18 protein-coding genes and 2 pseudogenes are annotated in these 21,467 nt (G+C 60.7%); 9 read left to right on the forward strand and 11 right to left on the reverse strand.

Annotated elements, in window-relative coordinates; genetic code table 11:
• Positions 1–815 (forward strand): helix-turn-helix domain-containing protein (locus tag CIK74_RS08075; protein WP_170947796.1); only part of this gene is annotated, 815 nt, incomplete at its 5' end.
• Between the two features lie 133 nt (positions 816–948).
• Here the strand turns inward: CIK74_RS08075 and purU are convergent.
• Positions 949–1,821 carry a formyltetrahydrofolate deformylase gene (purU, locus tag CIK74_RS08080; protein WP_096255420.1) on the reverse strand — a complete coding sequence of 291 codons (873 nt, stop codon included), beginning with the start codon at positions 1,819–1,821 and terminating at the stop codon, positions 949–951.
• A 705-nt stretch (positions 1,822–2,526) separates the two neighbouring features.
• Between purU and CIK74_RS08085 the strand changes: the two genes are divergently transcribed.
• Entirely contained in the window at positions 2,527–3,147 is a 621-nt protein-coding gene (locus CIK74_RS08085) for a GntR family transcriptional regulator (RefSeq protein ID WP_240520496.1), read from the forward strand.
• 60 nt (positions 3,148–3,207) lie between these two features.
• On the opposite strand, the gene CIK74_RS08090 is transcribed toward CIK74_RS08085, so the two are convergent.
• The 5 genes and pseudogenes from CIK74_RS08090 to CIK74_RS08110 all read right to left on the reverse strand — a co-directional run bounded on the left by CIK74_RS08090 (position 3,208) and on the right by CIK74_RS08110 (position 9,368).
• Positions 3,208–5,106 (reverse strand): BCCT family transporter, encoded by a 1,899-nt coding sequence (locus tag CIK74_RS08090; protein ID WP_096255422.1) that lies wholly within the window; start codon positions 5,104–5,106, stop codon positions 3,208–3,210.
• A 233-nt stretch (positions 5,107–5,339) separates the two neighbouring features.
• Positions 5,340–5,564: pseudogene (locus CIK74_RS08095) on the reverse strand (formaldehyde dehydrogenase, glutathione-independent); the annotation flags it as partial.
• Between the two features lie 180 nt (positions 5,565–5,744).
• On the reverse strand, positions 5,745–7,181 hold the full coding sequence (locus CIK74_RS08100; protein ID WP_096255423.1) for an IS1380 family transposase: 1,437 nt from the start codon (positions 7,179–7,181) through the stop codon (positions 5,745–5,747).
• A gap of 96 nt (positions 7,182–7,277) precedes the next feature.
• Positions 7,278–8,300, reverse strand: coding sequence for an alcohol dehydrogenase catalytic domain-containing protein (locus tag CIK74_RS08105; RefSeq protein ID WP_240520495.1), 1,023 nt, complete (start codon positions 8,298–8,300; stop codon positions 7,278–7,280).
• A 129-nt stretch (positions 8,301–8,429) separates the two neighbouring features.
• A complete protein-coding gene (locus tag CIK74_RS08110) occupies positions 8,430–9,368 on the reverse strand; it encodes a LysR family transcriptional regulator (RefSeq protein WP_096255425.1) in 939 nt (312 codons plus the stop codon).
• A 155-nt stretch (positions 9,369–9,523) separates the two neighbouring features.
• Here CIK74_RS08110 and CIK74_RS08115 point away from each other — a divergent pair, with 155 nt between their 5' ends.
• From CIK74_RS08115 to CIK74_RS08135, 5 genes are all read left to right on the forward strand, one after another.
• Positions 9,524–10,828: an aromatic ring-hydroxylating dioxygenase subunit alpha gene (locus tag CIK74_RS08115; protein ID WP_096255426.1), complete on the forward strand. Its 1,305-nt coding sequence runs from the start codon at positions 9,524–9,526 to the stop codon at positions 10,826–10,828.
• Complete coding sequence (locus CIK74_RS08120) at positions 10,825–12,210, forward strand: iron-sulfur cluster-binding domain-containing protein (protein WP_096255428.1); 1,386 nt, start codon at positions 10,825–10,827, stop codon at positions 12,208–12,210. Before CIK74_RS08115 ends, CIK74_RS08120 begins: the two co-directional genes overlap by 4 nt.
• A 71-nt stretch (positions 12,211–12,281) precedes the next feature.
• The gene (locus CIK74_RS08125) at positions 12,282–14,801 is read left to right on the forward strand and encodes an FAD-dependent oxidoreductase (protein WP_096255430.1); all 2,520 of its coding nucleotides are present in this window, start codon (positions 12,282–12,284) and stop codon (positions 14,799–14,801) included.
• A 419-nt stretch (positions 14,802–15,220) separates the two neighbouring features.
• Complete coding sequence (locus CIK74_RS08130) at positions 15,221–15,757, forward strand: hypothetical protein (protein WP_096255431.1); 537 nt, start codon at positions 15,221–15,223, stop codon at positions 15,755–15,757.
• Positions 15,754–16,626, forward strand: coding sequence for a nucleotidyl transferase AbiEii/AbiGii toxin family protein (locus tag CIK74_RS08135; protein ID WP_096255433.1), 873 nt, complete (start codon positions 15,754–15,756; stop codon positions 16,624–16,626). Before CIK74_RS08130 ends, CIK74_RS08135 begins: the two co-directional genes overlap by 4 nt.
• A gap of 433 nt (positions 16,627–17,059) precedes the next feature.
• On the opposite strand, the gene CIK74_RS08140 is transcribed toward CIK74_RS08135, so the two are convergent.
• The 3 genes from CIK74_RS08140 to CIK74_RS08155 form a co-directional block, all read right to left on the reverse strand.
• The gene (locus CIK74_RS08140) at positions 17,060–17,947 is read right to left on the reverse strand and encodes a tetrahydrofolate dehydrogenase/cyclohydrolase catalytic domain-containing protein (protein ID WP_096255435.1); all 888 of its coding nucleotides are present in this window, start codon (positions 17,945–17,947) and stop codon (positions 17,060–17,062) included.
• Entirely contained in the window at positions 17,944–18,567 is a 624-nt protein-coding gene (locus CIK74_RS08145) for a cyclodeaminase/cyclohydrolase family protein (protein WP_096255437.1), read from the reverse strand. The genes CIK74_RS08140 and CIK74_RS08145 overlap by 4 nt, the downstream gene beginning before the upstream one ends.
• A gap of 358 nt (positions 18,568–18,925) precedes the next feature.
• A complete protein-coding gene (locus CIK74_RS08155) occupies positions 18,926–19,831 on the reverse strand; it encodes a LysR family transcriptional regulator (protein ID WP_096255441.1) in 906 nt (301 codons plus the stop codon).
• A 304-nt stretch (positions 19,832–20,135) separates the two neighbouring features.
• Between CIK74_RS08155 and CIK74_RS08160 the strand changes: the two genes are divergently transcribed.
• On the forward strand, positions 20,136–20,450 hold the full coding sequence (locus CIK74_RS08160; protein WP_096255443.1) for a hypothetical protein: 315 nt from the start codon (positions 20,136–20,138) through the stop codon (positions 20,448–20,450).
• A 164-nt stretch (positions 20,451–20,614) separates the two neighbouring features.
• Here the strand turns inward: CIK74_RS08160 and CIK74_RS18725 are convergent, their stop codons facing one another.
• Positions 20,615–20,926 (reverse strand): hypothetical protein, encoded by a 312-nt coding sequence (locus CIK74_RS18725; RefSeq protein ID WP_205738264.1) that lies wholly within the window; start codon positions 20,924–20,926, stop codon positions 20,615–20,617.
• A 17-nt stretch (positions 20,927–20,943) separates the two neighbouring features.
• On the opposite strand from CIK74_RS18725, the gene CIK74_RS19030 reads away from it, so the two are divergent.
• A complete protein-coding gene (locus tag CIK74_RS19030) occupies positions 20,944–21,273 on the forward strand; it encodes a hypothetical protein (RefSeq protein WP_170947798.1) in 330 nt (109 codons plus the stop codon).
• Positions 21,274–21,275: 2 nt separating this feature from the next.
• Here CIK74_RS19030 and CIK74_RS19035 read toward each other — a convergent pair.
• Positions 21,276–21,467 (reverse strand): annotated as a pseudogene (locus CIK74_RS19035) (BatC protein); the annotation flags it as partial.

Consider the following 21,467-nt stretch of genomic DNA (forward strand, 5'->3'; position numbering starts at 1 on the left):
CTCTTATTCCTGAAGAGCCGCTATTGCGCACCCGAGGTCCGGCGCTATGGAAGTTCGATACGGCCTGCGAGCTGCTCGACGATCTGCTCAATAGCCGGGAAACCAATCTGAAGCTGCTGACCGGAAAATTTGAGGCTGCCGGATTCCCGGTCAGGAAACGGGCCCTGCGCGGCTTCGCCGTCCCGCTCGCCTCGGGACAAGACCCGAAAGCCGCAGTGAAGGAAATTAAGCAGCATGCCGGAAACGGGATCAATCTAGTTATTGGAGCCCTTCATTCACCAACGCCCAAACTATTTGGCATCGTCTCGACCGCTACCAACCACTTCCAAGACGACTTCCAGCAAGCGATGGTTCACGCAGTGGAGTCCCCTGCCTTCGAAGGCCCCATTTACCTGGGAGAAATAGTTGCAGAGCTCGCGCAGATCAGGACCTCGATCGAGCAGGCCACCGAAGGCTGCGAATTGCGTCTGGATCCAAGCGCTGCGGTGGTCCTGGCCGCCGAATACCCGCTGGCTCTGCTCACCCACGAATTGCGCCACGAACCGGCCGTGCAACGTCTGCCGCAGCAAGAGCTGGCACCCATACTGGCCCTGGAAACCAACCGACGCGCTGAGTGCCTGCGCGTGCTCGAAGCCTACCTCAGCTCGCCAACCAACCGCTCCCAGGCAGCAACCCGCTGCCGGCTGTCGCGTTCGGTGTTCTACCAGCGCCTCGCACTGCTGGAATCACTGCTTGAAGCGGATCTGAATGATGCGCGCTCGCTGACGATATTGTCGCTGAGCCTGAGCGTTTACCGCCAAAGCCAGCGCCGCTGACGGGAAGCGCTATAAAGCAGGATGCTCGCAGACCGTTCGCCACGAACGATCCACGAGCACCCTTCAACGGCATGCGACCTTCAGCCCGCCACGCGGAACTCTGCGCATCTGCCGGCTGGCTTGCGGGAAAAACCTAGCGCAGCACCACGGTGCGTGAGCCGTTGAGGAAAATCCGGTCTTCGCAGTGCCAGCGCACCGCGTCCGACAGCGCCTTGCATTCGGTATCCCGACCGGCCGCGACAAGATCTTCCGGCCCGTAGCTGTGGTCAACGTTCTGGACCTGCTGGGCAATGATCGGCCCCTCATCCAATTCGCTGTTCACGTAGTGCGCCGTCGCACCAACGGTCTTTACGCCGCGCTCAAAGGCCTGGTGATAAGGCTTGGCACCCTTGAAGGACGGGAGGAATGAATGGTGGATGTTGATCGCGCGTCCGGTGAGCTGCCGGGTGAGATCATCGGAGAGGACCTGCATGTACCTGGCGAGCACCACCAAGTCCACATCAAAACGGTCAACGAGCTCCATGAGCCGGGCCTCTGCCTCCGGCTTGGTCTCGGCGGTGACCGGAACGTGGAAGAACGGTATGCCGTTCCACTCCACCTGCTGGCGGTGATCCGGGTGGTTTGAGACGACCGCTGCGATCTCGACCGGCAGTTCCCCCATGCGCGCGCGGAACAGCAGGTCATGCAGGCAGTGCCCGAACTTTGACACCATGATCACCACGCGCTTCTTCTTGCCCGAGGCCCGCAGGCCCCAGGTGGCTTCGTGCTCTGTCGCCAGTTCGGTCAAGCTCGACTCCAATTCGGCGATTTCGGCAGCGACATTGGAAGTTTGGGACACTTCGAACTCAATGCGCATGAACAACGTCCCAGAACGCTGGTCATCATGCTGCTTCAGCTCCCGGATGTCCCCATGGTGCTTCAGCAGCAGACCGGTCACGGCATGGACAATCCCCGGGCGCTCTGCGCAGGTGAGGGTCAAGACATATTTATTGTTCAGTTCGGTCATTTTGCCGCTCCTTAGGTTCACCGAGATGACAGTGTCCCGTCATGCCTCGTACATTTCGTGGGGAATCGATGTGGTCTACGCCTGCGATCTGTCGTTGTTGACCAACCACGCCCTCCTTCTTGCATTGGCTCACCAATGCCAGAAGATCCGTACCCCTCCCTAGCAGGGTATCGCTGCTGTGAGCAATGATTTTAGATTAGGGGTGAATCCAATGCCAGCATCCCGCACGGGCCCAAGGTCCGTTCCGAAATCGGAAGTTGATTTCTGCATCTCAACTTCGGCAATCGACAGATCAAACCCTGATTCCAATCCCTGATATATCAATAACTGATCACAAGTCTATGTTCGCTGCGTCACAGCGTCAATAAGTTTCTTAGGGGATTTTTCATTGCCCGGAAAACCGCTGCATCAAGCAATTTTGCCACCCTACGGATCCACGTTCCCCCAGGCAAACGGGCGCACCTTCTTGGCTTTCAAAGCCGCCTGCGGCGCAAGTGCGCCAAGGCCTGATCTTCGTACTGTCGCCGCACCGGTGAGTGAACCGCTGGCGCTTGGTCCGCAACGATTCTTTCGCAGCTCTGAGGAAGTGACCGATTGGCACTCGAGCGATACCCTTTGATTATTGGCAACTGATATATGACCAGTGAAGAGAGCGACAATTTGATGCCCCCTAAGACCGCAGGCACCGATACGGGTACCCAATCGATGGCCGATCATGCCTATGGCGTACTTCGCGATCGCCTGGTACTGCTCGAAGTCGCTCCCACCCACCCAATTCATGAGCCGCAACTAGCCGAAGAACTCGGCGTGGGGCGCACTCCGATTCGGGAAGCCTTGAAACGGCTGGAAACGGATCACCTGGTGGTTTCCTACCCGCGCCGCGGCACCTTTGCCACGGCCGTTGACTTCCACGAGCTGAACCATATTTCCGAAATCCGCCAGAGTCTCGAACCCCTGGCTGCCCGAAATGCAGCGGCCAATAAAGATGCCGGAATCAGGGCCGAGATCACCAACTACCTGGACACGATCGATGCCCTGGACGGGAGCGTCGATCAGCGTTCGCTGCTGCTGCTCGATGTGCAAATCCACCGGCTCATCTACAAGGCCAGCGCCAATAAGCATCTTGAGGAAACCCTCGTCCGCTTGGATAATCTGGTGACACGGATCTGGTGCCTGGTGATTGACCAAATGCCGCCGATCGCCGAGCACATCACCGAGCATTCGGCCTTGCTCCGTGCAATCCTCGAAGGCGAAGACGAGCTGGCGGCGCAGTTGGTCTCGGCGCATGTCACGCACTTTGAGCAGGCCTTGCGTCGCGCACCCTGACGGACCGAGCTAGGCGATGGATTGCTCGGCCCGCCAGGCCTAGTGCGCAAGGCGCTTGGCTTATTTGGCTGCCTTTTCGGTTTCCAGATCCCCGTCGGGCCCAAGGGGGCCAGGCAGGCCATTCGGGGAACCCAACTCAGCAGCGTATTCCTCGTCCAAATCTGCAAAAGCGTCCTTCGCTTCACCGTTCAAGGGCGCATTCTGGACCGTGACGATCGTCTGCTCGGTGGTCATCAGGCAGAACTGCTCTCCGTCGTGCCGATCTATCCCATCGTCCACGGCTTGTTCGAGGACTTCAAGCGCAACTCTGCCCCGGAGCACCAGGGGATCCTTGCTCAGATCTCTCCAAATCGCCACGCAGAGCAGCAGCATCACCAGCACGAACGGCAGCGCCGAGACGATGGTGATGTTCTTCAATCCGTTCAATGCCGCAGCCGGGTGGTCTCCTCCGGCCAGCAGCATGACCGCGGCCACCGCACCAACCGAAACACCCCAGAAAATCACCGACTTCTTGGACGGCTCCTCGGCACCGCGTTCGCTCAGCGCGCCCATGACGATGGAGGCCGAGTCGGCTCCGGTGACGAAGAAGATCGCGATCAATACCACCGTCAACGCGATGAGCACTGTTCCAAACCATGCGGGGAAGGGCAAACTTCCAAGCAGATCGAAAAGCACCGAATTGAAGTTGATATTCGGCACCCCATCCACCATTTGCGCCATTGCTTGGCCCATGTCTCCGGAACGTTCCGCCCGCTCCTGCAGGCCGATCGCACCGCCGCCGAAGATGGCGAACCAGATCAACGTCACCGTGGACGGCACCAGCAGCACTCCGGTGACAAATTGGCGGATGCTGCGGCCACGCGAGATGCGGGCAATGAAAAGACCGACAAACGGGGTCCATGAAACCCACCAGGCCCAGTAGAAGATAGTCCAGGATGACAACCAGGTGGCCATGGTTCCGTCGCCGGAAGAGGCCGTTCGCGAAGCCATTTCAGGCAGATCGCTGATAAAGGATCCCACCGCGTTTGGAATCACGTTCAAGATGAACAACGTTGGCCCACCGATGAACACGATAGCCGCGAGGATGACCGCAAGAATCATGTTGATGTTCGAAAGCCATTGAATTCCGCGCTCAATGCCGGAAACCGCCGAACCGACGAACAAGGCGGTGAGAACCGCGATGATCAGAACGAGAACTCCGGAGCCCACGGTCGGCAGGAGTCCGGCAGACTGTATTCCGCCGCCGATTTGCAGCGCACCGAGTCCCAATGAGCAAGCCGACCCGAATAGCGTCGCCAGGATGGCCAAGATGTTAATCGTCTTGCCGCCCCAGCCGTTGACCACCCGCTCGCCAAAAATTGAGCTGAACATCGCGGAGAACAGCTGCGGCCGCCCCAAGCGGAAGCTGCCGTAGGCCATGCCCAAGCCGACAATCGCATACATGGCCCAGGGGAAGAGCGTCCAGTGGAACAGCGTGGTGCCCATGGCGGTGCCGACGGCCGCGGCACTCTGCCCCTCAACCGTTCCCGGCGGAGGGGACATGTAGAAGAACAACGGTTCACCCACACCGTAGAACACCAGTCCGATGCCCATTCCGGTGGCAAACATCATGGAAATCCAGGAGATGGTGCTGAATTGCGGCTTCTCGCCATCTTTACCCAGCGGGATGCGGCCGAAGTTCTTGGCCGCCACAACCAGCACGAATATGGTGAAGACGGTAGCCGCAATCACGAACATCCAACCGGTATTCGTGATCACCCAGTCCAAGGCCTTGCCCGCGGTGTTTCCCAGACCGGTCGGCGAGGCGAACCCCCAAGCGATGAACGCCAACGCCAGGGCGCCGGCAATTCCGAAAACCCAATAGTCGGTCCCGCCTGACGGGTATTTTCTCGGCCTGCGCCGGCGAGCCGAATGCAGCTCGCTGACTAGATCTTGAACTGGTTGATCACTGCGATTCATAGATTTTCCTTTGATGGTGGAACATGACGGCCTTCCGCAATGGCTCCGCGGCTTGGCCTGCCCGCAACCGGAAAACGGGCGCAACAAAGTCGTTGCTCGGTCAGGTTAAAGGCGGCGACCGCCGTGCTCGATGAACTGGCAGGGGCACGGCGGTCGCCGAATAATGCACCGGCTACGGCACAAACGCGGGGCCGAAGGAGTAAACCTTGCGTCCCCGCGCTGCGCTCCGCGAGCTAGGCGCCGATCAGGCCGTGCGGGTCGAGCACGAACTTCTGCGCCGCACCCTCGTCGAAGGCCGCATATCCCTTGGGTGCGTCGGTCAACGGAATGGCGGTTGCGTTGACGTTTTTGGCGATCGAGACCTTGTCCGAAAGAATCGCCTGCATCAGCCCTCGGTTGTACTTCATCGCCGGGCACTGGCCGGTGACGAAGGTATGGGACTTGGCAAAACCTAGCCCAGATTTTTCATGAGGTCTTTGACGGTCACCGAAATCCGATACCCAGGATTCCCGGTGGCCGTTTCTGATTCCGCCCATGCCAAAGAGCGCCCGTTGCACCGACGCTGAATGCCAGGCTCCACCTACCTGGACTGAAATGATCTTTCAAAACCAAAGAAACAAGGAAACACCACTGCCAATTCAAGCAGCCAGCTCACCGCGCCGCCACCGCTGAAACAACACGCCAACACCCTCGTTCAGTTGGCATAACAGTTGTGCTTCTGGTGCTCTTGCCGAGATCAACAGCCGGCGTTGCCGCCCACCAGAGACGATTTTCCCAGCCATCGAAAACAGCCGGTATCGCCACCGCTTCAGATCCCAACACCCAGCTTCATGACCACCGGGTAGCACGGCCAGCTGCAGCCATGCGACCAAGTTCAAAGCGAACATTGCCAGGTCAGCCCACGCCTGATTCGCGGTAAAAGACCAATACGGCAGCTTGCCCAACCCCGTGCTCTTGAGCGTTTTGATCCGATTTTCGCACCGGCCACGCGCACGATGCCGAGCATCGAGGAACGCCACGTTGAACCGCGGAGCATTGGTCAAGAACGCCGTCACCCGATTCCCGTCCGTATCGAACAAGTTCGCTTTCGCACCGGGATGCAACGGCTCAGCACGCAGGTAAATCCGAGTTCCAGGCGGGTATTGCCTCAACTCCAAGACCTTCGTTGCATCAATCACCCACGCATCATCACGCTGATCTCCGTTAGCGTCCAGGGCTGGTTCCCAGTACTTCTTCTGATCGATCCACCGGATGAACCGCTCCTTGAGAACCGGCAGCGAATACGACGTGGAGAATTGGATCCCCAGCGAATCCAGGTGGTGCAAGAACTCCCGGGAGGAGCCGGCACTATCGGTACGGACCAGGATCTTCTCACCACGAAGGTTCCCGTGCTCGTCATAGAAATCATCAGGCAACTGAGCCAGCGCTTGGCCGAGCACCTCGATATGCGAGGCGGCGGAATTAGCGCCCCGGTTTCCCGGGCGCAACTGCACGGCGAGGACTTCGCCGGTGCCGTTGGCTTTGCCGTAATCGGCCATGGCAATCATCGGTGAAAAACCGTACCCACCTTTATACGTCCCAGCGCTGTTTTCCTTCTCAGAATGAACATGCACTAGCGACGCATCGAGGTCAATAATCAGCGGATTGGCTGCCGTGGCCAGCCGGGCTGGATTCCGCGGCCCGGCCGCATTCCAGACTTTGGAGCGCAGGCTGCGGGTCATGGTGGCGAACCCGTAGGAGAAAGCTTCTGGCTGTTCTTTGATCCGGCCCATGAACCTGCTGATCGTGGCATCCGACGCTACTGAGCCAAAGAGTTCTGGTGCGGCTCGTAGCTGGTCAATATCTGTGGCTTGTTCACCGCCGGCCGCCAAGGACAGGGCCAGTGCGCCGAGGATCTTGCCTGGACGGTGCGTTGCGGTAGCGGGTACGAACTGGCTGAACCTGTCTTCGCAGAGCCTGCGGAAGTCCACCGCGTTCAGGAAGCTGGTCAGCACCGACAACCCTGCGTGAGAGACCAGAGATTGACTGGTGAGTTGGGTCGGGATGGCAGGGAAAACTTGGGTAGAATGGTTCACAGAAAAGGTGATCCTTTGTACGGGTATTTTGGAAGCTTCAACAACTCCTATTTTCCCTGTTCAGGTCACCTTTTCATCTTTTAAGTCAGTTAATGACTACCGGCCTTCATGAAATACCCGGGCTAGCCCGAAGCGCATGGATAGCGAGCCCTGCTTGGCCGCCTCGTCGCTGGCTCCGGGATCTCCGGTGACATACAACCCGGGGATGCCGAGGCTGCCGCCGGCCCGGGTGATCTCCATGAGCGAGTTCAGCACGGTGGCCGGCTGCTCCTTCCCGGCGTCGTGCCCGTGGCCGCGCGCCTCGAAGCCGACGGCGTCGATGCCGCAGTCGACCTCGGGCGTGCCCAGGATCTGTGCGATCTGCTCGCCCGGATCGCCGAGCGAGACGTCCACCGTCTCGCATCCGAAGCTGCGCGCTTGGGCTAGCCGGTCGGCGTTGAGATCCGCAACGATGACGGTCGCCGCGCCGAGCAATTGCGCCGAGGTGGCCGCCGCCAGGCCCACGGGACCGGCGCCGGCGACATACACGGTCGATCCGACCGTCACCCCGGCACCAATGGCTCCGTGGTAGCCAGTGGGGAAAATGTCCGAAAGCATTGTCAGATCAAGGATTTTCTCCATGGCCTGGTCGCGGTCCGGGAATTTCAGCGCGTTCCAGTCTGCGTATGGAACCAGCACGTATTCGGCCTGCCCGCCGACCCATCCGCCCATGTCCACATAGCCGTAGGCGGAACCCGGACGGTCCGGGTTGACGTTCAAGCAGATGCCGGTCTGTCCGACCTTGCAGTTGCGGCAGCGGCCGCAGGAGATGTTGAAGGGCACCGAAACGACGTCCCCCACCTTGAGGAACTCCACGTCGCGACCGACTTCGATCACTTCTCCGGTGATCTCGTGGCCCAGCACAAGACCCTCCGGGGCAGTGGTGCGGCCACGGACCATATGCTGGTCGGAGCCGCAGATATTGGTGGCGATGGTGCGCAGGATGACGCCGTGGTGGACCTGGCGGCCAATGTTTGCCGGGTGGACTCCCGGGCCGTCCTTCAATTCAAATTCCGGATACGGCGAATCGATGAGTTCGACCTTGCCTGCGCCGGCGTAGCTTACTGCCAAGTTGCCCATGGTGGACCTTTCCCTTGAAATATCAGTTGGATACTAATTGGAATTAGGCCAAGTCTCCTCATGAGTGTGATCTATGTCAATAGGAAACCGAAACTTGACTCGCGCTCCCGCCGATGCCAGAGGGAGGGGCTACCCGTCCAATTCCTCGGTCAATCGCTGGGAAATAATGCTCTTTGCGGTGCTCTGCAGAACCGTCAAAGATTCCTCGATGAGCGGCGCCCCCTTGCTGCCCTTGCGCGTCACCGCGACGATTCGCCGCGATGGCTTGATTGCTCCGGAGATTCGGCGGCGCACCACATTCTCCGCGCTGCCCAAGGTCGCCAAGCGCGGCATCAACCCCACTCCCAGGCCCGCCCCGATGAAGGCGATCATCGTTTCCCACTCGACCGCCTCGTGGGCAATATGCGGGGTGACCCCCAGCGAGGTGAAGGCGGCAACGAACAGGGCTCGATAGACCGATTGCTCCGAGTCCGAGATCCACGGATCCTCGGCGAGCTCTGAGAGCGACACCGATTTATTCATCGCCAGCCGATGCTCCGCGGGCAGCACCACATCGAGCGGGTCATCGAGCAGCGCCGTCTGCTCGAACTTGGCGTTGCCGCCACTTGATCCAGGTGTTTGCGATGCCACGATCACGGCGAGGTCGATCCGCTCGGCCAGCAATAGATCCAGGCAGCGCTGCGGCTGGGCTTCCATGAGCCGAACCTCGACATGCGGCCGCGTTCTGCGCAGGGTCGATGCCAGCGGGGCCAGCAGCTGCGCTGCCGCCGTCGAAAAACCGCCCAGTCCGAAATCGCCCTGGACCTGCCCTTCGGCCGACAGCGCCGAGGACCGCAGCAGCTCCCATTGCGTCACAATGTCGTCGAGTCCCGCCACAAAGTGCCGGCCTGCGACGGTCAACCGCACCCCGCGCCCATCCTTGATCATCAGCTTGATTCCCAGGGAACGCTGCAGCTCACGAAGCTGTGCGGAGACCGCCGATGGCGAGTATCCGGTGAGTTCGGCGGTCCGTGCAATGGTGCCCGCCGAGGAGAAGACTCGAAGGGTAATGAGTCGAGGATCAATCATGCACCTATTCTGCACGATTTCATTCACTTTCTTGCGCTTTTCTTGTTGGCCGATTGTTTCTAGTCTCAACTCATATGGTGATTCGACTCACAATGAATCTTCCCCATTTTCACATTCATGGGCGCCTGCAGGCGTCCGGCTTCTAGGAGTAAAATATGACCGCTTCGGTAAGCACTCCGCACTCGACGCGTGGCAAGCTCGCCTCAACGGTAAGCGATGAACAGCTCGCCGAGATTACCGAACTCTTTCAGAATCGGCGCAAGGGCTACTCGCTTGAAGCACCGTTGTACACAGATCCTGCGGTATTCAAGGTCGAGATGCAGGCAATCTTCGGAACCCACTGGCTCTTTGCCGCCAGCGTTGCCGAAATCCCGGAGGCCGGAGACTACGTCACCCTCGACTACGGGCCGCATTCGCTGATCGTTTTGCGCACCGAGGACGGAGGCGTCAACGTGCTGCACAACGTGTGCCGCCACCGCGGGGCCCGCGTGCTGACCGAAGCTTCGGGCAGCACCGGCAACCTGGTCTGCGGCTACCACTCGTGGACCTACTCCCCCGAGGGCAACCTGATCCACGCCTCGGCTCCGGGCGAGGGAACCTTTGACAAGAATTGCTTTGCGCTCAAGCGCGCCCACGGCCGGATCCACGCCGGGCTGATCTTTGTGTCCTTGGCCAAGGAGCCACCTGAGGATTTTGACCAGGTCGCCGAAATTTTCGAACCCTACCTGGCCCCGCATGATATTTCCCGCGCCAAGGTCGCCTACCAGCAGAACATCATCGAAGAGGGCAACTGGAAGCTGGTGATGGAGAACAACCGCGAGTGCTACCACTGCGATGGCCACCCGGAACTAGCCTGCTCGCTGTTCCCCACCCGGGGCCTGACCGACGAGACCGTCCCTACGCATCTCGAAGAAGTCTGGGAACGCAACCAGAAAGCCCAGGCAGGGCTGGAAGAACGCTGCCGCCGCTACGGGATCCCGTACGAAGTCGTCGAGGAGCTGGACACCCGCGTCGCGGGGATCCGCATTTCCCGTGAATCCCTGGATGGCGACGGAGAGTCCTTCTCCGCCGACGGGCACCGGCTCTCGAAGAAGCTGCTCGGCGAGCTGCGCGACTTCCGCTTGGGCCGCTGCTCCATGCACCTGCAGCCCAATAGCTGGTTCCACTTCCAGTCCGACCACGTGATCACCTTCGCCGCGTTCCCTATTAACGAGCATCAGACCCTGGTGCGCACCACCTGGCTCGTGGCCGACGATGCGGTGGAGGGCGACGACTACGATCTGGAGACGCTCACCCACACCTGGAAGCAGACGAATCTGCAGGACAAGGCCTTTGTCGAGCTCTGCCAGTCCGGAGCCAGCAGCCCCGCCTACGAACCCGGCCCGTACATGAAGAGCGAATACCAGGTCGAAGCATTCATCAACTGGTACACGCAGCGCGTTTTGGAGCACCTGGCATGACCGGTACCGCCAAGCTCCTGAGCAGCGCCCAGCGCCTGCGCGGGCTGGAAATGCCCTGGAACAGGGTGCTCAGCAGCCAAGAAGGCCCGGCGAGCGCAGCGCGCGCACTGGGCCCCTGGCATCCCCAGGAATTCCTGGCCGAATGCGTGCAGACCATCGAGGAAGCCGGCGGGCTGATGACGTTCGTCTTCCGCCGCCTCGATGGCGCCCCGCTGGCGTTCCGCGCCGGGCAGTACCTGAACATCGCTTTCCCGGTGCATGGCGAAGACCAGGAGACGGTGGACCGCAGCTATTCGATTTCCAGTGCGCCCACCGTGCCCTGGACATTCAATGTCAGCATCAAGCGCGACCCCAAGGGACTGGTATCCACCTGGGCGCATGAGAACCTGCGTCCGGGCATGGTGCTGGACATGCTCGGCCCGGTCGGGGCCTTCCACCTGGGCGATTCCGACCGCCGCGCCCGCTTCCTGTTCCTGGGTGCCGGGGCCGGGGTCACTCCGATCATCTCCATGGTGCGCACCATCCACTCGCTGCCCGGCCAGGCCGATGTGGTGGTGCTCTGCCACGGCACCGTGCCCGGAGACTTCCCCTTCTGGCGCGAGCTGGAATACATCAAGCAGGTCGATCCGCGCATCAGGGTCTCCTACTCGCTCGGAAATCGCGAAAAACCCGCAGATTGGGACGGATACTCCGGACGGCTCACCGCCGAAATGATCGAGGCGGTGGCCCCGGATGCCAACGGGCGCAAGGTGTTTGCCTGTGGTCCGGAAGGCTATCTGAATTCGGCCACCAAGCTGCTGCGCGAAGTCGGCGTGGATGACACCTCGGTGTTCATGGAATTCTTCTCCGGAGACCGCAAGACGCTGCTCGAATACCAGGCAGAAATCGCACTGGCAGAGGGCATCGCGGAAGAAGTCGCCGAATCGGTGGAGGAGTTCTACGAGAGCCAGCCGCCGGAGCTGAGCATGTACGAGCCGGACTATGACGAAACGGGCACCCTCGAGGCCGTCGGCCAAAAGCTGGTCGTGGTCGACTCCGACGTTCCGCTGCCGCCGGCCGAACCGCTGGTCACCGAAGAAGAGCCGCCTGCCGCCTCCTCCTTCCCCACCGTGGGCGAAGGCGAGCTGACCATGACCTTCCTGCGGACCGCGATCAACGTCAAGATCAACTCGGATGAGCGCATCCTCGGGGTAGCCCAACGCGCCGGAGTGCGCATCGGGGCCAACTGCCAGGAAGGCATGTGCGGCTCCTGCAAGGTCGTCAAGCTCGAAGGGGACGTGGAGATGAACCACCAGGGCGGAATTCGCGCCCGGGAGATCACCGCCGGCAAGTTCTTGCCCTGCTGCTCCACCGCGCAAACCGATCTGGTCATCGATGCCTAGCCGTCGCGGCCCGATCCCCCAGTACCGCCAGCAGTTGCTCCACCACACCATCAGTACATAAGGAGTCCCCCATGTCTCAAACTTCACCTCGGGTCGTCATCATCGGAGCCGGAATCGTCGGCGCTAACCTGGCGGACGAACTTGTCCAACTGGGCCACACCAATACCTTGGTTATCGAACAGGGCCCGCTGGATATCCCCGGCGGCTCCACCTCCCACGCCCCGGGCCTGGTCTTCTCGTCCAACGGCTCGAAATCCATGACCGAATTCGCGCAGTACACCATCGAGAAGCTCGACTCTCTGGTGGGCGCCGACGGTCGCGGCTCCTACCTGCGCGTGGGCGGGCTGGAGATCGCCACCACCGAAGCGCGCTTGGCAGATCTGCATCGCCGCGCCGGGTGGAACCGCTCCTATGAGGTGGAGGCCCACGTGGTCGACGCGGAGGATTGCCTGAAGAAGTTCCCGATGCTCAACCCCGAGCTGGTCCTCGGCGGCCTCTACACGCCGAACGACGGATTGGCTCTGGCCGCCAAGGGAACCCAATTGGTGATGGAACGCGCCAAGGCCGCGGGCGTGGAATTCCGCGACCGCACCGTGGTCACCGATATCGAGCAATCCGGCGGCAAGGTCACCGCGGTCATCTGCGGCGAGGACCGCTTCGAGGCAGATATCGTGGTCTCCTGCGCGGGTTTCTGGGGCCCGAATATCGGAAAGATGGTGGGCACCGAGATCCCGCTGCTGCCTTTGGGACACCAGTTCGCCTGGACCACCCCTGCGCCATCCCTCGCGGGCATCAACGAACTGCCGGCCGGCGCCAGCCGGCCGATCCTGCGCTACCAGGATCGCGACCTCTACTACCGCGAGTGGGGAGAGAGCATCGGCATCGGCTCCTACGCGCACCGCCCGATGCCCGTGGACCTGGACACCCTGCGGACCTACAAGCCCGAGGAAATCACCTCCGAGCGGATGCCATCCTCGCTGGACTTCACCCCCGAGGACTTCGCCGCCGAATGGGAAGCGACCAAGGAACTGCTGCCGGATCTGCGCAATACCCAGATCCAGCGCGGCTTCAACGGGATCTTCTCCTTCACCCCGGACGGCGGTTCGCTGGTGGGCCAGTCCAAGGAGGTCGACGGCTTCTTCGTGGCCGAGGCCGTGTGGGTCACCCACGCGCCGGGCATCGCCAAGGCCGTGGCCGAACTGATCACCACCGGCACCTCGAAGACCGATCTGAGCGACTGCGACCTGAACCGCTTCGAGGACATGCAAACCACCAAGGAGTACGTCAGCGAAACCTCGCAGCAGAACTTCGTGGAGATCTACGATATCCGCCACCCGCTGGAGCCGCGGCTGAAGCCGCGCAATGTGCGCACCAGCCCGTTCTTCTCCCGGCAGCAGGAACTGGGAGCCTTCTTCCTGGAAGGCACCGGCTGGGAGCGCCCGCATTGGTACGAGGCCAATGCTTCCCTGCTCGAGCAGCTGCCCGCCGAATGGGCCGCCCCGGCGCGCGATGACTGGTCGGACATGTTCCACTCGCCGATTGCCGCGGTGGAAGCCTGGAAGACGCGCACCGCCGTGGCGATGTTCGACATGACCCCGCTCAAGCGCGTGGAGGTCACCGGCCCGGGCGCCGGGCAGATGCTCCAGGGCCTGACCACAGCGAATATGCTGCGTGCACCTGGCATGGTCAGCTACACCCTGTTGCTGGACGTCGCCGGCGGCATCACCAGCGATATCACCGTGGCCCGCATCTCCGAAGAGCTCTACCAGGCCGGCATCAACTCGAATGTGGATGTCGCCTATCTGGACCGCGAGGCCCGCAAGTTCAACGAGGCGAACCCGGGCCAGTGGGTGTCCGTCCGCGATATTACCGCCGGAACTTCCTGCATCGGGCTCTGGGGTCCGCTGGCCCCAGAGGTGATGGCCAAGGTCAGCGAAGACGATATGAGCAATGAGGGGCTCAAGTACTTCCGCACCAAGCAGATCTCCATCGCCGGCATTCCGGTGACCGCGATGCGCCTGTCCTATGTGGGCGAATTCGGCTGGGAGCTCTACGCCTCGGCGGATGTCAGCGCCAAGCTCTGGGATGTGCTTTTCGAAGCCGGCCAGGAGCACGGCATCATCGCCGGTGGACGCGAAGCGTTCAACTCCATGCGACTGGAGAAGGGCTTCCGCTCCTTCGGCACCGATATGACCAGCGAGCACGAGCCGGAACAGGCCGGGCTGGGCTTCGCGGTCAAGGCCACCAAGACCGTGGACTTCGTGGGCAAGGCCGCCCTGGCGGACCGCGCCGCCGCGGCCACCAAGCGGCTTCGCTGCCTGACCATCGATGATGGCGTGTCCGTGGTCCTGGGCAAGGAACCGGTCTACGTGGACGGGGAACCGGCAGGCTACGTCACCAGCGCCACCTTTGGCTACACGGTGCGCAAGCCCATCGCCTACGCCTGGCTGCCGAAGACTGTGCAGACCGGAGATGCGGTGCAGATCGAGTACTTCGGTAAGCCGATCGCCGCGACCGTGGTCGATGATCCGCTGTACGATCCGCAGATGGACCGGCTGCGCGGAGTTTCGCTGGCCACCTCGGCCAGCTAGCCACATCCGGCCTCCGAGGGGCCGGGTAGCCGTTCATAACGAACAGCTGCCCGGCCTTTTGCCGTATATACGCATATATAGGTACGAGACGCGCGCTGCGTTCTGGTTTCCGCGTCGTTTGATCAGCAGTGGAACTACCCGGGGTTCCTCAAGACCGGGCTTCGTCGTTGGCATCCTGTGTGATGAACTACCGCACCCGTCCGATGTTCAGTAAATAGATGCATTCCGGTAGTTACGGAACAATGCAATTAACTGAACATTCCAGTCGCGAATAGACCTACCGCGAGCATCATTGAGCGCATACGGCAGGATTCGCTGGGTTGAGGAGTCCTTTCGTCATGGCCTTCGGCAATTCAGCACAGGGACGTTGCCCGCTTATAGTGGTGTCAATTTTATACTGTTAACGGTATAATATTGACATGAAGCAAAGCTATAGAGACATCTTGCGAGAGATCGCCTACGACAACTATGGCTACGTCACTGTCACCGGCGCCACCGACGCTGGCGTGCCGGCGGTGGAGCTGCCAAAACTTGCCGCCCGAGGCGGTTTGGAACACACCGGGTACCGCCTTTACCGGGTCACCGACATTCCACCAACTGACCACGATCAGTTCGCGGAAGCTACCTTACGAGCGGGCGCCGATTCCCACCTGCGAGGAGAAACTGTCCTTGCCCTCCTAGGGCTGGCGGATGTGAACCCTCGAAAAATCACAGTTGGTACAACCCATCGCGTACGTCGAGCTATGCCTAGCTATATAAATCTCGTTCGAGCTTCAGTAGACACAAAAGTGACTCACTATCAGGGGATTCCGGCGCAACGGGTTGCCGAAGCCCTCATTGAATGCCGCGGACAAATACCCGCATCACGACTACGAGACGCCGCGATCAGGGCCCGCGCCGAAGGACTTCTCACCTCTGCAGAATGGCGCCAGGTACGTAAGGAACTTTCCGTATGAAGTATCCAACCCCACCCGCAAATCTCACAGCGCTCAACCAGCGCATTAGAAACTTAGAAGGCGAGGAAAGCTTAGTCACCCGGCGACGCACCTCCATGGCACTGGTCATTGTCGGGCAAATGCTCCCCGGAGGATCCGTAAAAGGTGGAAGTGCTATGGCATTGCGATATGGCACTGGAACACGATTCACGCGTGACCTCGACGCCGCACGGGCCAGTGGACTGGCAAAGTTCCGCGATGATTTCGCAGATCGCCTCCTAGAAGGATGGGAGGGCTTCACCGGACGTCTTGTTGAAAAGAAGCAACTGAAACCCGCAGGAGTCCCGGCTTCCTACGTAATGAAACGCTTCGACGTCAAGCTCGACTACAAGGGAAAAGCATGGTGCACCGTCCCCTTTGAACTGGGCCACAATGAAATCGGCGACGCGGAACACCCCGTACTGGTTCTTGCCGAGAACCTTATCGACATGTTCACTTCTCTCGGCTTACCATCCCCAGCTCCTGTGCCGGTAATGCCAGCAGATCATCAAATCGCCCAGAAAATCCATGCATCTACCGCTCCTGGAAGTGACCGAGCCCGGGACCTCGTAGACCTTCAGCTGCTGGGCACCCAAGAGCAACTAGATCTCACGCAAGTACGATCAACCTGCGTCCGACTATTCACTTACCGCAAAGCGCACCCTTGGCCACCTGTAGCGGTTGAAGAAACCGACTGGGAATCCCTCTATGCTGAAGCAGCAAATGGACTCAACGTAGCCGCTGATGTCATCTCCGCCGTTCAATGGGTCAACGAATTCATCGCCCAGATCGATCACGCCCCATCAACCACTTCTAACCCCCATTCTTCATCAACTGGGCCCAACCCTTGAGCCGTGATGATGCGAAGCTCTCTCACTACCGCAGTAGACTTCGAGACTTGGTGTCCAATTTGTCCCAGTTCTACGTGGAGCTAATTCAACCGCATACACCTGGCCCAATTACAAGGTGGGGCCCTTCGAATTGCACTGCCCGTTGACCTGAACCGCCTCCGTCACAACTTGGTCCTGATGCGCTGGGCAGGTCGCCCTCGGTCGCACCGCGGAAACCTCTGGAACACAAGGAAAGCCGCTGCATCATCGGCCTTCCAAGCGATGATGCAGCGGCTACTTTTCCAGCGCGGCGCCGGCGACAGATCCCACTCCGGATCCCGGCCAACGCGCACCGTGAAGATACTGTTTTTGCCTTGCACCTGTCGTTTCAACGTCCTGCGCAGCCATGCGGACTGGCTTGCCCTGCACTGATGCTCGAAACGCTGGCGAACAGCTACCGGCGTCCGACCATGGGAGCTCCTTTCGATTCGGCATCTTCAAGGGCGGCGAGCGCCGCCTGCGTCGCGTGCAGGATCAACAGGGCGGTAGTTACCGTGCCTACTCCCCCAGGCACCGGGCTCATCGCCCGGACCAGAGGCTGCACCGATTCCGCGTGGACGTCGCCTACCAGCTGGCCATCCTCGGTGACATTGGTGCCCACATCGATGACCACCGACGAATCGCTGACCTCATTGCCGGTGAGCAGGTTCGCACGACCCACCGCCACAACGGTCACCGCCGCGCCCCTGGTGATCTCGGCGAGATTGGTAGTTCGTGAATGGCAGATGCTCACCGTTGCGTCGCGCTGCAGCAAGAGCTGGGCGAGCGGTTTGCCCACCACTGCGGAACGGCCCACCACCGCAACGTGTTCCCCGGCGAGTGGGACTTGATAGTATTCGAGGATTTCGATGACCGAACGTGCCGTAGCCGGCGCAAAGGCCGGCTGGCCCACGCTGAGCCTGCCCAGGCTCAGCGGGTTGGCTCCATCGATGTCCTTGGCCGGGTCGATCAGCTGCACCAGGGCCGCCGGATCAACCGATTCGGGCAGCGGCGTCTGCAAAATAATGCCGTGCACCGTCTCATCTGCGTTCAAGGCGCGGATCGTTTGGGCCAGCTCCGACTGGGTGCCGGAGGCCAGGTCGAGCACCTGGCAGTGAACTCCGAGCCGTTCGGCGGCGCGTTCGATGGAGCGCACGTACCAGGCCGTTGCCTCGTTGTCGGTTGCGAGCACCACCGCCACTCGGGCGGTGATCCCTTCGCTCGCCAGCTGCGAAACGAGTTGGCCGGTGCGTTCACGGATGGCGGCGGCCACCGGCTGTCCGGTGAGGCGTTGCGCGGTCACGCAGCCACCACCGAGCGGACCTGCGCACTGAGTGCTTCTGCCGCCACGATCGCGTCGGAGGCTTGGCCGGCCACCAGGCTCAAGCGTTCGCGCTGTTCGGCATCGTGTATTGCCGCAATATTCATTTCCAGCGTCACCAGCGCGGTACCCAGGGCAGCTCGCGCCGCTTCGGCGGCGGCAGCCACATCGCTGATCACCGAGCGGTTTCCGATCTCGACCAAACGCTGGGCGAGCTCAATGACCGCCGCGGAGGATTCAACGGTTGAGATCAACGGGGCCGCCGCTGCAATGGTGGCGTTTTGTATGGCCGCGGTACGCGCTGCCAGTTGCTCTTCATCCTCTTTGGGCATCCTGTATGCATCGCCTAAGGCCCCGAACAATCGCTCGTCTTCCTGCGCTTCGAAAAGCGCCGAACGCATCAGTATGCGTGCATGTTTGGCGATCGGCTGAGCCTTGTCCTCGACCTCTCTGAATCGCGGTCCGGAGGTGAATTCGGCAACCATGGACACCAGCGCGGCACCCTGGGCGGCGTGCAAAGCTGCGGCAGCACCTCCCCCTGGAGTAGGCGCCTTAGAAGCGAGCCGTTCAAGGTAGCTGGTGATTGTTTCGTTGGAGATCATTGGGTTTTACCCTCGCTCAGAATGCTTGGCTGTGGAGCCCTGGGCCAACCGGAGTGAAGATTTTGCGTCCGGGCCGGAGCGGCATGAATGTGCAGCGCCGGCCATTCGTGACGGTTATTCTTATGGCCTCAGGACCGTTGGATTTCGCGCGAATCAAGGGCACCCTTGGGGCTCAGCACAAAATCTTCATTTGGTATCCAATTGGTATATCAGGTTACCTTGAAGCCTAAAACACATGCCGAATGCTGGTCAAGAGTTTTTTGCTCTACTTAGGAGAAAGAGGCCTCGAATGCTCTATTCCAGCCACCTTGCGCCGAAGAGCGCACACCGCGCAACTATCGCACCCTTCGGCCCGGATCTAATCAATCCAGGTTTTGCCCATTTCCACGAGCAGCGATTGGAAGGCGTTTTCGGCTGGAGCCCGAACTCGATCCCGGCGTTGGGCGAGGACCACACTGCGCGACGCGGCGGCTTGGCCCAGCGACAGGATCTTGACTCCGGGATGGTTGTTCATCACCGCGGACTTCGGGGCCAGGGCGATGCCCAATCCCACCGAGACCATTGCCTGCGCTTCCTGGTAATCATTTGCCTGAAAGGAAATCTTCGGCGAAAACCCGGCAGCATTACAAGTCCGTTCCAAAAGCTCCGCCACCGGATGCTCATTCGCGCGGACGATCCACTGCTCTTGCGCCGTATCTGCCATGTCGATCTCATCTAGCTTTGCCAAAGGATGCTCCACCCCAACCACAAGCACCGTCGGCTCGGTGAACAGCGTCGTCAGTTCGAAATCCGCACGATTCAACTTGTGCCACTCGTACTCCCAGGGCAACCCCAAGGAAATCTCCCCCTTGGAGAGCAGCGAAATGAGCTCCTCCAAACGGGTGCTGCGCACGTCGAGATTGACCGAGGGGTACAGCTTGCGGAAGCGGCTGATCACCAGCGGCATGAACGAGCTTCCGAGTGTAGGAAAAGTCCCCAAGCTCAGGCTTCCGCTTTTCAATCCCGCCAGTTGGTCCAGGTCTGCGACTGCGGCATCCATCTGCTGCAAGATATGCCTCGCGTGGGATGCGAGAACATGACCCGCGTCGGTTGGAGTCATGCCGCGCGCGTGGCGCTGCAGCAGAGGCTGACCGACCTCTTCCTCGAGCTTGCGCAGCTGTTGGGATACTCCCGACGGCGTATAGAAAAGCTCATCCGCGGCCGACGTGACAGATCCGCCCTCAATCACTGCGAGCAATATTTGCAGTCTCTTCACGTCAAGCATGTTCTCTCCTTGTAGTAATAATTCAATGCACTCCAGAAACGCAACTTCTACTGGATTCTTGATTGAACTTTCAGACGCTCCGACATCATTATCCCGTTGGCTGCCCAACGATTGCGCCGAGTAAAGCCTAGTAAATCGCGGAATTTAGCATTGCTGCAATCTAAGGCATTTTTCGTGACTACCTGCACACTCTGCCTTCCCAGATCATCGATTCATGACAACCGTGCTACCCGACACAAGCGATGGTCGGCGCGGTGGGCTCGATAGCTGACTTGAGCCCTATTGCATGATCAATGGAGGGAACATGGAGGCGTGGGGTACCAGCAAATTCTGGGTGTGCGAACGAAACGGGCTCAAGATCCCCGGCTTTACCGTCGGGGCGGTCTTGCTTCGCTTCCTTAGGGCCCTAGATCCGCGCCAAATCGACGGCGTCGGCGGCTCAAGCTCAGAACCCGGCATCGATGTCGATTCACTCATGGATGTCGGTGTCCCGGTACGAATTCTGGCCCCTGCGGCACCTGTTCATGATGCTGTCGATGCGTTGCACCAATCCGAGCAGGAACGCCAGGTATCACTGATCGAAGCCTTTTATCCGGCCAAAGCGGTCAAGGCACGCTGAGCGGGCGGGCGTAAAACCTGTCAGGTTCGCATCGAGCAATGGCAATTCTTCACTCGAACCTTTTACTGCCTCTGGGACTGAATGTGCGCTGATATGCCGGGAAGTTTGCCCGTTTGAGCACAACCGTTCGCAGCGGACGCCCGTTTGATCCGCTGCAGCCAGTGCTAATGCCGAGGGACAGCAAACCCAATGCCCGCTTCCGGTGCATCGGGGCGCGCGAAAAGGACACTCAGCTTGCCGCGTCCATGAAGAACGGTGATCGTCACCTTTACAGGTCTGTCTTCGGAGACCACGCATTCAACGTTCATCTGCTGCGAGTACCGTGAACTCGCCGAGCAGTTCTGCCCGAAGCTTGCCCAGCCCCAGTAGCGGCGGTCCATCTTCATGCTGAACTCAAAAGTCTCTCCGGGCGCTACAGCTCCGGGATCGACGGTAAAAACGTACTGCGGTAGGAATCGGTCGCTAGCTCGTTCCATCGACACGTCAAAACTCGGTGTCGATTCGGGTTCTTCTGGATCGGCTGGCTCTTCGGAAGGCTCCGGCGAAGGCTCCGACGTTGGCTCCGGCGAAGGGTCCAGCGTCGGCTCGACCGTCGGCTCAGGCGAAGGGTCCAGCGTCGGCTCGACCGTCGGCTCCGGCGAAGGCTCGACCGTCGGCTCCGGCGAAGGCTCCGGTGTCGGCTCCGGTGTCGGCTCCGGCGAAGGGCCCGAAGTCGGCTCGACCGTCGGCTCCGGCGAAGGCTCCGGTGTCGGCTCCGGCGAAGGGCCCGAAGTCGGCTCGACCGTCGGCTCCGGCGAAGGGTCCAGCGTCGGCTCGACCGTAGGCTCAGGCGAAGGCTCGACCGTCGGCTCCAGCGTCGGCTCGACCGTCGGCTCCAGCGTCGGCTCCGGCGAAGGGTCCAGCGTCCGCTCGACCGGAGGCTCCGGCGAAGGGTCCAGCGTCGGCTCCGGCGTCGGCTCGACCGTAGGCTCCGGCGAAGGGTCCAGCGTCGGCTCCGGCGTCGGCTCGACCGGAGGC

The sequence above is a fragment of the Glutamicibacter sp. BW77 genome (assembly GCF_002332285.1).
Taxonomy (GTDB): domain Bacteria; phylum Actinomycetota; class Actinomycetes; order Actinomycetales; family Micrococcaceae; genus Glutamicibacter; species Glutamicibacter bergerei.

Excerpts from the sequence above, each read along its gene's own strand:
- purU (WP_096255420.1), bottom strand. The coding sequence starts at position 1,821 with ATGACCGAACTGAACAATAAATATGTCTTGACCCTCACCTGCGCAGAG.
- CIK74_RS08085 (WP_240520496.1), top strand. The coding sequence starts at position 2,527 with ATGGCCGATCATGCCTATGGCGTACTTCGCGATCGCCTGGTACTGCTC.
- CIK74_RS08090 (WP_096255422.1), bottom strand. The coding sequence starts at position 5,106 with ATGAATCGCAGTGATCAACCAGTTCAAGATCTAGTCAGCGAGCTGCAT.
- CIK74_RS08105 (WP_240520495.1), bottom strand. The coding sequence starts at position 8,300 with ATGGGCAACTTGGCAGTAAGCTACGCCGGCGCAGGCAAGGTCGAACTC.
- CIK74_RS08110 (WP_096255425.1), bottom strand. The coding sequence starts at position 9,368 with ATGATTGATCCTCGACTCATTACCCTTCGAGTCTTCTCCTCGGCGGGC.
- CIK74_RS08115 (WP_096255426.1), top strand. The coding sequence starts at position 9,524 with ATGACCGCTTCGGTAAGCACTCCGCACTCGACGCGTGGCAAGCTCGCC.
- CIK74_RS08120 (WP_096255428.1), top strand. The coding sequence starts at position 10,825 with ATGACCGGTACCGCCAAGCTCCTGAGCAGCGCCCAGCGCCTGCGCGGG.
- CIK74_RS08125 (WP_096255430.1), top strand. The coding sequence starts at position 12,282 with ATGTCTCAAACTTCACCTCGGGTCGTCATCATCGGAGCCGGAATCGTC.
- CIK74_RS08130 (WP_096255431.1), top strand. The coding sequence starts at position 15,221 with ATGAAGCAAAGCTATAGAGACATCTTGCGAGAGATCGCCTACGACAAC.
- CIK74_RS08135 (WP_096255433.1), top strand. The coding sequence starts at position 15,754 with ATGAAGTATCCAACCCCACCCGCAAATCTCACAGCGCTCAACCAGCGC.
- CIK74_RS08145 (WP_096255437.1), bottom strand. The coding sequence starts at position 18,567 with ATGATCTCCAACGAAACAATCACCAGCTACCTTGAACGGCTCGCTTCT.
- CIK74_RS08155 (WP_096255441.1), bottom strand. The coding sequence starts at position 19,831 with ATGCTTGACGTGAAGAGACTGCAAATATTGCTCGCAGTGATTGAGGGC.
- CIK74_RS08160 (WP_096255443.1), top strand. The coding sequence starts at position 20,136 with ATGGAGGCGTGGGGTACCAGCAAATTCTGGGTGTGCGAACGAAACGGG.
- CIK74_RS18725 (WP_205738264.1), bottom strand. The coding sequence starts at position 20,926 with ATGGAACGAGCTAGCGACCGATTCCTACCGCAGTACGTTTTTACCGTC.